The sequence below is a fragment of the Streptomyces sp. NPDC051576 genome, assembly GCF_040681835.1.
Classification (GTDB): Bacteria; Actinomycetota; Actinomycetes; order Streptomycetales; family Streptomycetaceae; genus Streptomyces.
This window is the reverse complement of sequence record NZ_JBFAZO010000001.1, coordinates 245,363-258,390: the sequence shown is the minus strand read 5'-3', so window position 1 is coordinate 258,390 and position 13,028 is coordinate 245,363. Positions and strand designations below refer to the sequence as shown.

The window sequence follows — 13,028 nt, the reverse complement described above, 5'->3', positions numbered from 1 at the left end:
CCGGCACGACGTCCAGGCGGGCCGACTCCGGTGTTCGACGAGCTCACTGTCGGGTGTGGGTCCGGGGAGTCGGAGCCAGGACTCAGTGAGCCGCACGCGCGGGCTCGCGCGTAAGGGGCACCCGCAATGCCGGCGCCCCTTACCTCGGCTCACCCCTGGAGACCGGTGCCCCACCGTTCACGCCAGTCGTACGACCGCGCGTGACATCCCCAGCACCTTCTGGCCCGCGCTCATCGCCACCAGGTCCACGCGAACCGTGTTGTCGTCGAGCTTGGCCGCCACCTTGGCGCTGACCTCGACGGTCGCGCCCTGGTCGTCATTCGGGACGACGACGGGCTTGGTGAAACGGACGCCGTACTCGACGACCGCGCCCGGGTCGCCTGCCCAGTCGGTGACCACGCGGATCGCCTCGGCCATGGTGAACATGCCGTGCGCGATGACGTCCGGGAGTCCGACCTCCTTGGCGAACTTCTCGTTCCAGTGGATCGGGTTGAAGTCCCCGGAGGCGCCCGCGTACTGGACGAGGCCGGCACGGGTCACGGAGAAGGTCTGGGCCGGCAACTCGGTGCCGACCTCGATGTCGTCGTAGGCGATCTTCGCGGTCATGTCAGCTCTCCTCCGCCGCACGGGCCACGAGCTTGGTCCAGGCGGTCACCACGTGCTCGCCCGCCTCGTCGTGGACCTCGCCTCGGATGTCCAGAATGTCGTTGCCCGCCATGGACTTGATCGCCTCGATCGTGGAGGTGACCGTGAGGCGGTCGCCGGCGCGCACGGGGCGGACGTAGACGAACTTCTGGTCGCCGTGCACGACCCGGCTGTAGTCGAGGCCGAGCTGCGGGTCCTGGACGACCTGGCCGGCCGCCTTGAACGTGATGGAGAAGACGAAGGTGGGCGGGGCGATCACATCGGGGTGGCCGAGCGCCTTGGCGGCCTCCGGGTCCGTGTACGCCGGGTTGGCGTCCCCCACCGCCTCCGCGAACTCACGGATCTTCTCCCGGCCCACCTCATAGGGGTCGGTGGGCGGGTAGGACCGCCCCACGAAGGACTGGTCGAGCGCCATGACTCGGCACCTCCTGATGTTTCCGCATGTCTCTGCTGACCAAACGACACGAGGCCGCCCCCAACGTGCGGGGGCGGCCTCGTGTACGAGCCTGATTTATCGCGTTTCGCGGTGCGCGGTGTGCGCGTTGCAACGCGGGCAGTGCTTCTTCATCTCCAGTCGGTCCGGGTTGTTACGCCGGTTCTTCTTGGTGATGTAGTTCCGCTCCTTGCACTCCACGCAGGCCAGCGTGATCTTCGGGCGGACGTCGGTGGCAGCCACAGGAGTGCTCCTTGACGAACGGATGGGACGATTAACGCATAGAAGAGTAACCGATCGAAGGACCGACCCCGCAATCGGCTACTGTCAGTAGCGGTGACCGGACTTGAACCGGTGACACAGCGATTATGAGCCGCTTGCTCTACCGACTGAGCTACACCGCTGTGATGCGATCCGTTCCCACCTCGCGGCGGGAACTTCTCACACCAGAGCCCCAATACGGAATCGAACCGTAGACCTTCTCCTTACCATGGAGACGCTCTACCGACTGAGCTATTGGGGCGAGCGATGAAGACATTACACGCTCGGTCGCCGTTCACCCAAATCCGTTTCGCGGCCCCACTCCTGCCGCTTCCGCGGCCCTCACAGAGGCCTCTGGAGCCCCTCCCGCACGGCGGACCACACCGGTACGACTATTGCGCTCCTCCCCTCCGCGAGCGGATCACCGCCCTAGGCTCGACGCACTCTGCGTGATCTTGCGCCCCTTTGCGCAGCCCCAGTAGTGAGCCCCGAAGCCGAGCCCGCGAAGCCCTGAGCCCCTGGAGCGCGATGCCCGACAGCCAGCCCCAGCCGTCCCACTCGTCATCGGGTTCGTCGGGTTCGTCGGGACCTGCCGATCCGGCGGCGCTCCTGTTGTGCGGGGCCCGGCTGACCGACGGCCGGACGGTGGACGTACGGCTGGGCGGCGGGCGCATCGAGGCGGTGGGCACGGCCGGCAGCCTGGCGGCGGACGCCACGCGCGCGTGCGGCGCGCGCGTGGACCTCGGCGGCTACCTCCTCCTCCCGGCCCCGGCCGAGCCGCACACGCACAGTGACACTGCCCTGTCGGCCGAGAACGGCGGACCGGTCTGCTACGACCCCCAGGACGTCCAGCGTCGCGCCACGGAGGCCGCGCTGCTGCAACTCGGGCACGGGGCCACGGCGCAGCGGGCACACGTGCGCGTGGGGGACGTCCAGGGCCTGAGCGCGCTGGCCGCCGTACTGCAGGCGCGGCGGGCGCTGCGCGGGCTGGCGGAGTTGACGGCGGTGGCGATGCCCCGGCTGCTAACCGGGGTGGCGGGGGCGGACGGGCTCGCGATGCTGCGGGACGCGCTGAAAATGGGTGCCTCCGTAGTGGGCGGTTGTCCAGATTTGGACCCCGACCCGACGGGATATGTGGAGGCCATCCTGGAGGTGGCGTCCGAGCACGGCTGTCCGGTCGACCTGCACACGGACGCCGCCGACCCGGCCCGGCTGGCCCGGCTGGCGGCGGTCGCGGGCGGCATGCGCCCCGGGGTGACGCTCGGTCCGTGCGGCGGCCTGGGGCGGCTGCCGGCGGACACGGTCACGCGGATCGCGGACCAACTGGCGTCAGCGGGCGTGACGGTGGTGTGCCTGCCGCAGGGCGGCTGCGGTGGCGTCGACCGCCGGGGCACGGCTCCCGTACGACTGCTGCGCTCCGCCGGCGTGCGGGTGGCGGCCGGCAGCGGTGCCCTCCGTGACGTGTCCAACCCCGTGGGCCGCGGGGACCCCTTGGAGGCGGCCTACTTGCTGGCCTCGCGCCACGGGATGCGGCCCGAGGACGCGTACGACACCGTGAGTTCCTCGGCACGCGCGGCGCTCGGCCTGCCTGAGGTACGGGTCGAGGCGGGATTTCCGGCCGAATTGCTCGCGGTGCGCGGCGACCGGCTCGCGGGCGCGCTGTCGCTGGCGTACAGCAGGATCGTGGTGCACCGGGGGCGCGTGGTGGCACGGACCAGCGCGGTGCGGGAGTACTGCAACTCGGCGGCGGGCGCGGAGTTGGGGCTGCCGCGCCAGGGACGGGGCGAGTTGTCCTGAGCCGCCGCTGCCGCACCGGGGCGTACGCCTGAGGCGCCGTGGTCCGTGTTCGCGCGCCCCGCGCGTGTGCCGTGGGTGTGCGCTGCTGGGACACGGCTGAAGTCATGCGGCGCGTGCGGCCGTCCGGGCGTACGGTCGAAGGCATGCGCATTGTCATCGCTGGAGGTCATGGTCAGATCGCGCTGCGGCTGGAGCGCCTGCTCGCCGCGCGCGGTGACGAGGTCGCGGGCATCATCCGCAACGCCGGACAGAGCGGCGATCTGGAGTCGGCGGGCGCCGAACCGCTCGTGCTCGACCTGGAGTCGGCCTCGGTCGAGGAGGTCGCGGCCCTGCTGCGGGGCGCGGACGCGGCGGTCTTCGCGGCGGGCGCGGGCCCGGACAGCGGTACGGCCCGCAAGGACACGGTGGACCGGGGTTCGGCGGTGCTGTTCGCCGACGCGGCGGTCCTGGCCGGCGTACGACGTCATGTCGTCGTGTCCTCGATGGGCGCGGATCCGGCGCATCCTGGGGACGGCGTGTTCGACGTGTATCTGCGGGCCAAGGGCGAGGCCGATTCGTATGTACGCGGCCTGGACGCCCTGGACTGGACGATTCTGCGCCCCGGTTCGCTCACGAACGACGCGGGCACCGGGCTGGTCCGTCTTGAGGCCCACACCGGCCCCGGCGCGATCCCGCGTGACGATGTGGCCGCCGTAATCGCGGAGTTGGTGGAGACCCCGGCCACGGCCGGACTGACACTGGAGCTGGTCGGCGGACACGCGCCGGTGTCGGTGGCGGTGAAGTCGGTGGCCGGGAACTGAGGCTCCCCGCCGGGCAGTTGACCCGTCGCCTAGAACAGCGGCATCTGGCCGGGAAACTCCGGCACCACGTACCCGTCCAACGCGGGCTGCGCCGCCCCGAGTTCCGCCTGTCGGCGGGACCCGGGGCAGGACACGAGCTCGCCGCTCTCGCGCGCGCCGGGCGGGTCGTGCCGCGCGAACCGTCCGGCCACGACGGCGATCTCACGACGGCACTCGGGGCAGCTCCTGCGACGAGACGACATGGGATCAGTCTGCCCCGCCGCAGGACGCATCGGCTGTTGAGGCTCGCTCAGCTGTGGGAGACGGTGAGGCCGTAGAAGGCGACCCGGGCGCCCTTGGTGGTGCTGTCGGAGGACGACTGGTTGTACGAACCGGCCTTGAAGTACTGCTTGTAGGCGTTGAACGACGACGGGATCGCGTAGTGCGTGGTGCTCCCGTTGACCGTCAGGTTGATGGTGTTTCCGCCCGAGACGCCGATCGTGTAGCTCCATGTCTTGCCGACCGACACGTTGCCCACGGTGTGCAGTGTCTGTCCTCCTGAGGGCGAGTTCTCCGTGCCGAGGACGATGTCGCCGCTCGACCGGTAGTACAGCTCCAGCAGCGGCTTGGTGGACGTGCCTCCCGTACCGAGGTGGATCTGGCCGACGCAGACGTTCGAGGTGACGGACACCACCCGCAGCGTCGCCTTCATCGTGTGCGTGCCGCTGAGCGACCAGTTGGCGGCGCTGCCACTGCGGTTCATCTCCCGCAGTTCGGAACGGGCGTAGTTCGAGTTCGGTGTGGTGACGCCCTTCTCCGGCGCCCAGAAGGTCATCGCGCCGTCGCGGGTGTCCGTGTAGAAGTACGCGTCCTGGAACCCGTTGGCCCCCTGGAGCCGGGCCGACGAGATCGTCGTGGGCGAGCCGGGGGAACCCACCGGCTCCTGGAGCTGCCACACCGACAGATCGAAGTTCCCACCGGGCGCGACGGACGGATCCGCGAGGGGTGAGGCGACGGCGCCGGTGACGTGGTTACTGCCCGTACTGCCCGACGCGGCGGGGGCCGCGAGGGCCAGCCCGCCGGTGACGGCGGTGACGGTGGCCAGGGAGGTGAGCAGCTTACGCATGCGCATGGGGGGTGCCTTCCTGTCTGCTCGGTGGACTCGGTTGGCGCACGCCCATGTGTTCACATAGATGAACTTCGTGTTTCAACATGAACGCGGTGCCGCGACAGTAGGGCTGTGGCACGAGCACGTCAAGACTGGGGGTGGGCGGGGGAAGGCCGCGACAGAACACTCCAGGAACGCCGAAAGGGTCTGTGATCAGCATTGCTGCTGATCACAGACCCTTTCGGTCATGTGGCGGCGCCAGGATTCGAACCTGGGAAGGCGAAGCCGGCAGATTTACAGTCTGCTCCCTTTGGCCGCTCGGGCACACCGCCGGGGTTGCTGCCTCTCGAACCGCTTTTCGGCGGTGCTCCGTGGCAACGACGTAAACGATACCCGATGCACAGGGGTGCTTCGCCACCCGATAGATCGGCGCTCGGAGGGGAGGGGGTGGCTAGGCTTATGCGGATGCGGCCCGGGCCTACACCGGGCTCGGCGACTGCCCCCACGTACGCCGATACGCAGTGACACGCATCGATACGCACCCCGATACAAGGAGCCACAGGACATGGCCGACTCCAGTTTCGACATCGTCTCGAAGGTCGAGCGGCAGGAGGTCGACAACGCCCTCAACCAGGCCGCCAAGGAGATCTCGCAGCGCTACGACTTCAAGGGCGTGGGTGCCTCGATCTCGTGGTCCGCCGAGAAGATCCTCATGGAGGCGAACTCCGAGGAGCGGGTCAAGGCGATCCTCGACGTCTTCCAGTCCAAGCTGATCAAGCGCGGTATCTCGCTGAAGGCGCTGGACGCCGGTGAGCCGCAGCTCTCCGGCAAGGAGTACAAGATCTTCGCGTCGATCGAGGAGGGCATCTCCCAGGACAACGCGAAGAAGGTGGCGAAGATCATTCGCGACGAGGGTCCCAAGGGCGTCAAGGCCCAGGTGCAGGGCGACGAGCTGCGGGTCAGCTCGAAGAGCCGTGACGACCTTCAGGCCGTGCAGGCGCTGCTCAAGGGCAAGGACTTCGACTTCGCGCTGCAGTTCGTGAACTACCGGTAGAACAGCGTGAATTACCGCTAGAACAGCGCTTCGCGCGTCCGCCGCGCGCAGGCACGAGGAAGGGTGGGCACCCGCCGGTGCCCACCCTTCTCGCCTGCTGGCTGCGGCACGGGGCGCTCAGTTGCGCGAGTTGCCGAACAGGATGCGGTAGACGATCAGGAGGACGAGCGCGCCGCCTATCGCCGAGGCCCAGGTGGCACCGTCGTAGAAGTTCTTGGCGACCGGGTGGTCCAGCCAACGGGCCGATATCCAGCCACCGATGAACGCGCCGGCGACGCCGATGATCGTCGTACCGATGAAGCCGCCGGGGTCGCGGCCCGGCAGCAGAAACTTGGCGATGGCTCCGGCCAACAGTCCCAGGATGATCCAGCTGATGATGCCCATGCCGTGAACCTGCCCTCTCGCGCTGTGCTTGCACTGATCCGGAGCTGTGAATTCCGCCCGGACAGGCTGTGTTCGTAGGTCCTTGCCCGGACCTGTCGCTGCATGTTCCGCCGTGTCGATGAACAGGACGTCACGGATGCGTGTGGTGGTTGCAGGCATCGGCGGAGTCGCGCACCGGCGGTCAGGACGTGTGCGCTGTCGTGCGTATACGGAAGTCGGCCCACGGGGTCGGCTCGGCGTCGCTCCCGTCCTCGTACCAGCCCGTGCCGTCGAGCCAGGAGCGCAGCCAGTCGGCGAGGCTGGGCGCGTCCACGTACCACGCGTGGTCCGCTTCGTCGGCGTTCGGTTCGTGGAGCAGCACGGTGGCCTGCGGGCTTCGGCAGTCCACGCACGCGTACATCCCGCAGCCCCAGTGCGATATCGGCAGGACGCCCTCGGGCCAGGGCCAGTCAGGGTCCTTGTGTCCGCTCTCGCGGTTGGCGAGGTACTGCGTGACGGCGGCGGGGCCGTCGGCGGGCGGGTTGCCTAGCAGGGGCAACAGGCCGTACTCCGGGCCGAATCCGCCGTCTCCTATCCGCAGGTAGAGCGCGGCGAGCAGCGGGGGCAGGCGGAAGCCGAGGGCGGCCTCGGCGCGGGTCACCGTGGTCTCGTCGGCGGGGGCTGGTAGTGAAGTCCAGCCAAGGGGACGGGTGTTGCGGGCCTCGGTCGCCACCCGTGTCAGCAGCTGCCGCTCGTTCTCGGTCATGGCTTCATGGTGCAACGCGCCACTGACAGTCGGGCCGGCCTGTGGACAACCCGGCGGTTGTGGAGAACCCGCCGGTCGTGCGATCCGGTGGCGGGTGCCGCATGATGGCGAACGGTCAGGCCAGGCGGATGTCGACGTGCCTCTCCGCGAGAAAGGCGAGGAGTTGGTCGAACGTCGGCGGGCGCCGGCCGGTGTGCGGGGTGCCGTCGAGGTGGGTGCGGGCGACGGCTGCGGCGTGCCAGACGAGGGTGAAGGGCGTGCGCGCTCCCCAGTGGCCGCGCAGGCAGTCGTTGAGGGCGTGCAGGTCCCGGCCGAAGTATCCGGCGGGGCCGTTCACCGCCTCGCCGAGGGCACAGAAGAAGCCGGGCAGGTCGGTGATGTGGTTGCCGTCGAGGTGGTAGGTGGTGCTCGGCGGCCGGTTCGGGGTGTCGTGGGTGTGGTGTGCCAGAGCCGTTTCCAACCACAATCGGCGGCCGTCGATGTCACAGGCGGCCCAGCGGCCGGGCTCGGCGGGGCGGCCTTCGTCCCACAGGTCCCACACCTCACGGGCCGCGAGCGGCGGCCGTTCCGACCAGGGGTCGAGGGCCAGGTCGACCAGGCCGGGGCCGCGTGCGGACGGGATCCAGGCCCGTAACTCGCCCTCGGCGGTGGGCTGGAGGGGCCGACCGGACAAGTCGACGCGGACCACCAGGGCGTGGCCGAGGTCCTCTTCCCCGCCGTCCAGGGCCGCGCGCAGCGCACCGCGCGGGGAACAGCCCAACAGGCGGACGGGAGGCTCCGGGGCTTCGGGCCCGTCCTCCTGGACGTGGGTCAAGTCCCGGCAGCCGCCCCAGGGTTCACCGTCCGCGCCCAGGAGCCGGTAGCCCGGGGAGAGAGGTGGGCGCTGCGGCTGGCCGTAGAGGTTGTCGCCGGACGGTCGTCCCTCCACGGTGACGTCCCTCAACGACATGTCATGTGCGCAAGGACGGTCGCCGATGACTCGTACGTCCTCCAGGCACCACTCGCCCTCTCCCCTGCCGCCCTTGTCGAGGGGCTCCAGGGTGAGGCGTCCGAGCGGCGCCGAACCGTCGGCACGCGCGCGTGCGAGGGCCGTGCGTAGTTCGCCCCCAGGCGCGCAGCCGAGCAGTTCGTATCTCTCCGGCATGGGTGGGGGCGGGTCGGCGAAGAGGTCGGCGGCGTCCTCGCACAGGGCCCAGGTCCGCTCGGGGCCGTACACGCCGATGGGCTCGGTCCCTTCGTCGTACGACAGCAGGACGTACTTCGGCGCCCCCACCGCTGTCCGCCGTCAGCGGGTGGCGAACGGCTGGTCCGTGGGCACGATTTCGCGGCCCAGGGGGAACAGCGAGACCGGGATCAGCTTGAAGTTGGCGATACCGAACGGGATACCGATGATCGTGACGCACATGACGATGCCGGTGACGATGTGGGCGAGGGCCAGCCACCAGCCCGCGAGGATCAGCCACAGGATGTTGCCGATGAAGGAGGGGGCGCCCGCGTCACGGCGCTCGACCGTGGTGTACCCGAAGGGCCACAGGGCGTAGACGCCGATACGGAAGGCGGCGATGCCGAACGGGATGCCGATGATCGTGATGCACAGCAGCGCACCGGCGAACAGGTACCCGAGGAACAGCCAGAAGCCGCTCAGGACAAGCCAAATGACGTTCAGGATGGTTTTCACTGGGGACGACCTGCCATCTTTTCGAGCCGGGCGATGCGCTCCGCCATCGGCGGATGTGTCGAGAACATCTTGGAGAGTCCCTGGCCCGGGCGGAAGGGGTTCGCGATCATCATGTGGCTCGCGGTCTCGATGCGGGGCTCCGGGGGCAGCGGTAGCTGCTTGGTGCCGGCGTCGAGCTTGCGCAGGGCGCTCGCGAGCGCGAGGGGGTCTCCGGTGAGCTGCGCGCCGGACGCGTCGGCCTCGTACTCCCTGGAACGGCTGATGGCCAACTGGATGAGGCTGGCCGCGAGGGGCCCCAGGATCATGATCATCAGCATGCCCAGGATGCCGGGCCCGTCGTCGTCGTTCGAGCGGCCGATCGGGATCAGCCAGGCGAAGTTGACCAGGAACATGATCACCGAGGCGAGGGCGCCGGCGACCGACGAGATCAGGATGTCGCGGTTGTAGACATGGCTGAGTTCATGACCGATGACTCCGCGCAGCTCGCGCTCGTCCAGGATGCGCATGATGCCCTCCGTGCAGCACACGGCGGCGTTGCGCGGATTGCGGCCCGTCGCGAAGGCGTTGGGTGCCTCCGTGGGTGAGATGTACAGACGCGGCATGGGCTGACGGGCCTGGGTGGAGAGCTCGCGGACCATCCGGTACAGGGCGGGGGCCTCGAACTCGCTCACCGGGCGGGCACGCATCGCGCGTAGCGCCAGTTTGTCGCTGTTCCAGTACGCGTACGCGTTCGTGCCCAGCGCGATCACGACCGCTACGACGAGCCCCATGCGGCCGAAGAAGCTGCCGATGACGATGATGAGTGCGGACAGTCCCCCGAGGAGAACTGCGGTCCTGAGCCCGTTGTGCCGGCGGTGCACGGTACGCCCTCCAAATCGTGCGGCGGGGGAACCCTTTGCTTGCTGATCTCTGATGCCACTGGTGTCGTCGTGTCACGTCCAGTGGACCCTTCCGTACTGGTCAACGCCAGGCGGGGGGCTCTAGTTCCCTTGTGCGTGCGGCGGCGGGCGTGGGCCGTCCGGGTGAGGACGGTGGTATGTGCCGGTGGCTCAGAAGAGTCCGGTGGCGGCGAAGCGCAGGACCAACTGGGGTGCTCCGGAGAGGGCGATTCCGAGGGCTCCGGTGAGGGCGATCGCGGCGGTGAGGGGTGCGGGGACGCGGTGCTTGCCGTGCTCGCCCTCGGGGGCGCGGAACAGCAGGGCCGTCCACTGGAGGTAGTAGAAGAGCGCGATCACCACGTTGACGGCCATGACGACGGCCAGCCAGCCCAGGCCCGCGTCGACGGCCGCCGAGAACACGGTGACCTTCGCGAAGAGACCGATGACGCCCGGTGGCAGTCCGGCGAGACACAGCAGGAAGAAGGCCAAGAGCAGGGCGGCGAGCGGGTTCGACGCGTACAGGCCGCGGTAGTCGCTGATGCGGTTGAGGGCTCTGCTACGGCCCACCAGCGCGGCCACCGCGAAGGCGCCGAGGTTCACGGCCGCGTACATGAGGGCGTAGGCGACGGTGGAGCCGATCGACTTCTGGGCGTCCTTGCCGTACGCGGCGGCGGCGATCGGCACCAGGAGGTAGCCGGCCTGCCCGACGGAGGACCAGGCGAGCAGCCGTACCGCGCTGTACGCGCGCGTGGCCTGTTGGCGCAGGGCGCCCAGGTTGCCGACCGTCATGGTGAGGGCGGCCAGCGCGGCGAGAGCCGGGCCCCACACGTGGGCGTACGACGGGAAGGCGACGACGGTGACGAGGATCAGGCCGGAGAAACCGACCGCCTTGCCGACGACCGACAAGTAGGCGGCGATCGGGAGCGGCGCTCCTACGTAGGTGTCGGGTACCCAGAAGTGGAAGGGGACGGCGGCCGTCTTGAAGGCGAAGCCGACGAGGGTGAGGACGACGCCGGTCTGGGCGAGGGTGTCGAACTGGCCGTCGACGTGCTGGATGCGGTCGGCGATCCGGGTGAGGTACAGGGTGCCCGTGGTGGCGTACACGAAGCTGACGCCCATCAGGCTGACCGCGGTCGCGGTGACCGAGGACAGGAAGAACTTCAGGGCCGCTTCGGCGGACTTCTTGTCGCCGTGCCGGATGCCGACGAGGGCGAACGCGGGCAGGGAAGCGACCTCCAGGGCGACGATCAGGGTCGCGAGGTCGCGGGAGGCGGGCAGGAGGGCGGCGCCCGCGGCGGAGGACAACAGCAGGAACCAGTACTCCCCTTCGGGGAGTCCCCTGTTGGCGTCCTTCAGGGCGGTGACCGACAGGAGGGCCGCGAGGAGCGCGCCGCCGAGGACCAGGAGCTGGATGACCAGGGTGAAGCGGTCCGCCGTATAGCTGCAGGCGGTCGCGTCGCCGGTCAGGCAGAAGGTGGCGCGATCGCCGTCCAGGAGAGGCAGCAGCATGAGGGCGGAGGCGGCCAGGCCCGCGACCGACAGCCAGCCCAGGAGCGCCTTTTTGGCGTCCGGGAGGAACAGGTCGGCGACGAGGACCACCAGGCCGACGACCGCCGTGATGGTGGGCGGTGCGATCGCGAGCCAGTCGACGGACTGGACCGCCGACTCCGCCAGGGGCTGGGCCAGGGGGCTCATCGGGTGCCTCCCGCGAGGAGTTGCTGCACGGCAGGGTCGGTCAGGCCGAGGAGCGCCTTCGGCCACAGGCCGGCGGCGACGGTGAGGGCGACGAGCGGGGTCCAGGCCGCGAACTCGTACGTCTGCACGTCGGCGAGTTTCGGCGCTTCCTGCGCGACGGCGCCCATGCAGACGCGGCGGACCACGGCGAGCATGTAGGCGGCGGTCAGGAGAGTGCCGAAGGCCGCGATGGCCATGAAGGTGAGGAAGGCCGGGCGGCTGAGGTCGGCGGCGGGCTTGAACGCACCGAACAGCGCCAGCATCTCGCCCCAGAATCCAGCGAGTCCGGGCAGTCCGAGCGAGGCGACGGCGGCGAACGCGAGCAGCCCGCCGAGGCGTGGGGCCTTGCCGTAGAGGGCCGCCCCGGTCTCCTCGGCCAGGGTGTCCAGGTCGGTCGTGCCCGTGCGGTCCTTGAGGGCGCCGACGAGGAAGAAGAGCAGGCCTGTGATGAGGCCGTGGGCGATGTTGGCGAACAGCGCGCCGTTCACGCCGGTCGGGGTCATGGTCGAGATGCCGAGCAGGACGAAGCCCATGTGGCCGACGGAGGAGTAGGCGATGAGGCGCTTGAGGTCGCCCTTCGCGCCCCGTTTCGCGAGGGCGAGGCAGGCCAGAGAGCCGTAGATGATCCCGACTACGGCGAAGGCGGCGAGATAGGGCGCGAAGGTGCGCATGCCGTCGGGTGCGACCGGCAGCAGGATGCGGACGAAACCGTACGTGCCCATCTTCAGCAGCACACCGGCCAGCAGGACCGAGCCGACGGTCGGCGCGGCGGTGTGGGCGTCGGGCAGCCAGCTGTGCAGCGGCCACATCGGCGTCTTCACCGCGAGCCCGATCCCGATCGCCAGAACCGCGATGACCTGCACGGATGTGGTCAGCGACCGGCCGTTGTCAGTGGCGAGTGCCACCATGTCGAATGTGCCCGCCTTGATTCCGATCAGGAGCAGGCCGAGCAGCATGACGACGGAGCCGAGCAGCGTGAAGAGGATGAACTTCCAGGCGGCCTGGGTCCGTTGGGCACCGCCCCAGCGGGCGATGAGGAAGTACATCGGGATCAGGACCGTCTCGAAGGCGAGGAAGAAGAGGATCAGGTCGAGGACGGCGAAGGTGGCGAGGGTGCCGGACTCCATGACGAGGAGCAGGGCCACGAAGGCCTTCGGGGACGGGCCCGCGGGCATCTTGAAGTAGGAGTAGAGCGCGCACAGGAAGGTCAGCAGCGCGGTCAGGATCAGGAGGGGGAGGGAGATGCCGTCGATGCCGAGGTGGATGCGCACGTCGAGTGCGGGGATCCAGCTGATGTCGGTCGTGGCCTGCATCTTCGACGGATGGTCGTGGTCGAAACCGAGCGCGAGGACGATCGCGGCGATGAGGACCGCTCCGGTCACGGTGACACCGTGCCGCAGTACGGCCTGCTCTGGTGACTTCCCCTTCAGCCCGGGCGGGGCGGGCAGCAGGGCGGCGACGGCGCCGAGGAGCGGGCCGACGACGACGAACGCCAGAAGGACCTGCATCAGGGACTCGTTGATATCGATCAC

At 69.4% G+C, this 13,028-nt stretch carries 15 protein-coding genes and 3 tRNA genes; 3 read left to right on the top strand and 15 right to left on the bottom strand.

Features of this window, described 5'->3' with window-relative positions:
* Window positions 1-177: 177 nt before the first annotated feature.
* From AB0M63_RS01235 to AB0M63_RS01215, 5 genes are all read right to left on the bottom strand, one after another.
* Complete coding sequence (locus AB0M63_RS01235; RefSeq protein WP_366017977.1) at window positions 178-606, bottom strand: MaoC family dehydratase; 429 nt, start codon at window positions 604-606, stop codon at window positions 178-180.
* A gap of 1 nt (window position 607) precedes the next feature.
* Window positions 608-1,060, bottom strand: coding sequence for a MaoC family dehydratase N-terminal domain-containing protein (locus AB0M63_RS01230; RefSeq protein ID WP_366017976.1), 453 nt, complete (start codon window positions 1,058-1,060; stop codon window positions 608-610).
* A 96-nt stretch (window positions 1,061-1,156) separates the two neighbouring features.
* Window positions 1,157-1,321, bottom strand: coding sequence for a 50S ribosomal protein L33 (gene rpmG / locus AB0M63_RS01225; RefSeq protein WP_003948671.1), 165 nt, complete (start codon window positions 1,319-1,321; stop codon window positions 1,157-1,159).
* A gap of 88 nt (window positions 1,322-1,409) precedes the next feature.
* Window positions 1,410-1,482: transfer RNA gene (locus tag AB0M63_RS01220), tRNA-Met, on the bottom strand.
* Window positions 1,483-1,528: 46 nt separating this feature from the next.
* A tRNA-Thr gene (locus tag AB0M63_RS01215) sits at window positions 1,529-1,601 on the bottom strand.
* A 266-nt stretch (window positions 1,602-1,867) separates the two neighbouring features.
* On the opposite strand from AB0M63_RS01215, the gene AB0M63_RS01210 reads away from it, so the two are divergent.
* Both AB0M63_RS01210 and AB0M63_RS01205 read left to right on the top strand, forming a co-directional pair.
* Complete coding sequence (locus tag AB0M63_RS01210) at window positions 1,868-3,136, top strand: amidohydrolase family protein (RefSeq protein ID WP_366017974.1); 1,269 nt, start codon at window positions 1,868-1,870, stop codon at window positions 3,134-3,136.
* A gap of 143 nt (window positions 3,137-3,279) precedes the next feature.
* Window positions 3,280-3,936, top strand: coding sequence for an NAD(P)H-binding protein (locus AB0M63_RS01205; RefSeq protein WP_366017972.1), 657 nt, complete (start codon window positions 3,280-3,282; stop codon window positions 3,934-3,936).
* 29 nt (window positions 3,937-3,965) lie between these two features.
* Here AB0M63_RS01205 and AB0M63_RS01200 read toward each other — a convergent pair whose 3' ends face one another.
* The 3 genes from AB0M63_RS01200 to AB0M63_RS01190 form a co-directional block, all read right to left on the bottom strand.
* On the bottom strand, window positions 3,966-4,178 hold the full coding sequence (locus tag AB0M63_RS01200; protein WP_355905007.1) for a hypothetical protein: 213 nt from the start codon (window positions 4,176-4,178) through the stop codon (window positions 3,966-3,968).
* 47 nt (window positions 4,179-4,225) lie between these two features.
* On the bottom strand, window positions 4,226-5,047 hold the full coding sequence (locus AB0M63_RS01195) for a polysaccharide lyase family 7 protein (protein ID WP_366017971.1): 822 nt from the start codon (window positions 5,045-5,047) through the stop codon (window positions 4,226-4,228).
* 226 nt (window positions 5,048-5,273) lie between these two features.
* A tRNA-Tyr gene (locus AB0M63_RS01190) sits at window positions 5,274-5,355 on the bottom strand.
* A gap of 233 nt (window positions 5,356-5,588) precedes the next feature.
* Here AB0M63_RS01190 and AB0M63_RS01185 point away from each other — a divergent pair.
* Window positions 5,589-6,077, top strand: a complete 489-nt coding sequence (locus tag AB0M63_RS01185) for a YajQ family cyclic di-GMP-binding protein (protein ID WP_043682730.1) — start codon at window positions 5,589-5,591, stop codon at window positions 6,075-6,077.
* 117 nt (window positions 6,078-6,194) lie between these two features.
* Here AB0M63_RS01185 and AB0M63_RS01180 read toward each other — a convergent pair whose 3' ends face one another.
* From AB0M63_RS01180 to AB0M63_RS01150, 7 genes are all read right to left on the bottom strand, one after another.
* On the bottom strand, window positions 6,195-6,461 hold the full coding sequence (locus tag AB0M63_RS01180) for a GlsB/YeaQ/YmgE family stress response membrane protein (protein WP_355905000.1): 267 nt from the start codon (window positions 6,459-6,461) through the stop codon (window positions 6,195-6,197).
* A gap of 181 nt (window positions 6,462-6,642) precedes the next feature.
* Window positions 6,643-7,206 carry an SMI1/KNR4 family protein gene (locus AB0M63_RS01175; protein ID WP_366017970.1) on the bottom strand — a complete coding sequence of 188 codons (564 nt, stop codon included), beginning with the start codon at window positions 7,204-7,206 and terminating at the stop codon, window positions 6,643-6,645.
* 115 nt (window positions 7,207-7,321) lie between these two features.
* Window positions 7,322-8,479, bottom strand: coding sequence for a barstar family protein (locus tag AB0M63_RS01170; RefSeq protein WP_366017969.1), 1,158 nt, complete (start codon window positions 8,477-8,479; stop codon window positions 7,322-7,324).
* A gap of 12 nt (window positions 8,480-8,491) precedes the next feature.
* A complete protein-coding gene (locus tag AB0M63_RS01165) occupies window positions 8,492-8,884 on the bottom strand; it encodes a YccF domain-containing protein (protein ID WP_355904991.1) in 393 nt (130 codons plus the stop codon).
* Window positions 8,881-9,744, bottom strand: coding sequence for a zinc metalloprotease HtpX (gene htpX / locus AB0M63_RS01160; RefSeq protein WP_355904988.1), 864 nt, complete (start codon window positions 9,742-9,744; stop codon window positions 8,881-8,883). The genes AB0M63_RS01165 and htpX overlap by 4 nt, the downstream gene beginning before the upstream one ends.
* A gap of 189 nt (window positions 9,745-9,933) precedes the next feature.
* Entirely contained in the window at window positions 9,934-11,457 is a 1,524-nt protein-coding gene (locus AB0M63_RS01155; RefSeq protein WP_366017968.1) for an NADH-quinone oxidoreductase subunit N, read from the bottom strand.
* On the bottom strand, window positions 11,454-13,028 hold the full coding sequence (locus tag AB0M63_RS01150) for an NADH-quinone oxidoreductase subunit M (RefSeq protein WP_366017966.1): 1,575 nt from the start codon (window positions 13,026-13,028) through the stop codon (window positions 11,454-11,456). Before AB0M63_RS01150 ends, AB0M63_RS01155 begins: the two co-directional genes overlap by 4 nt.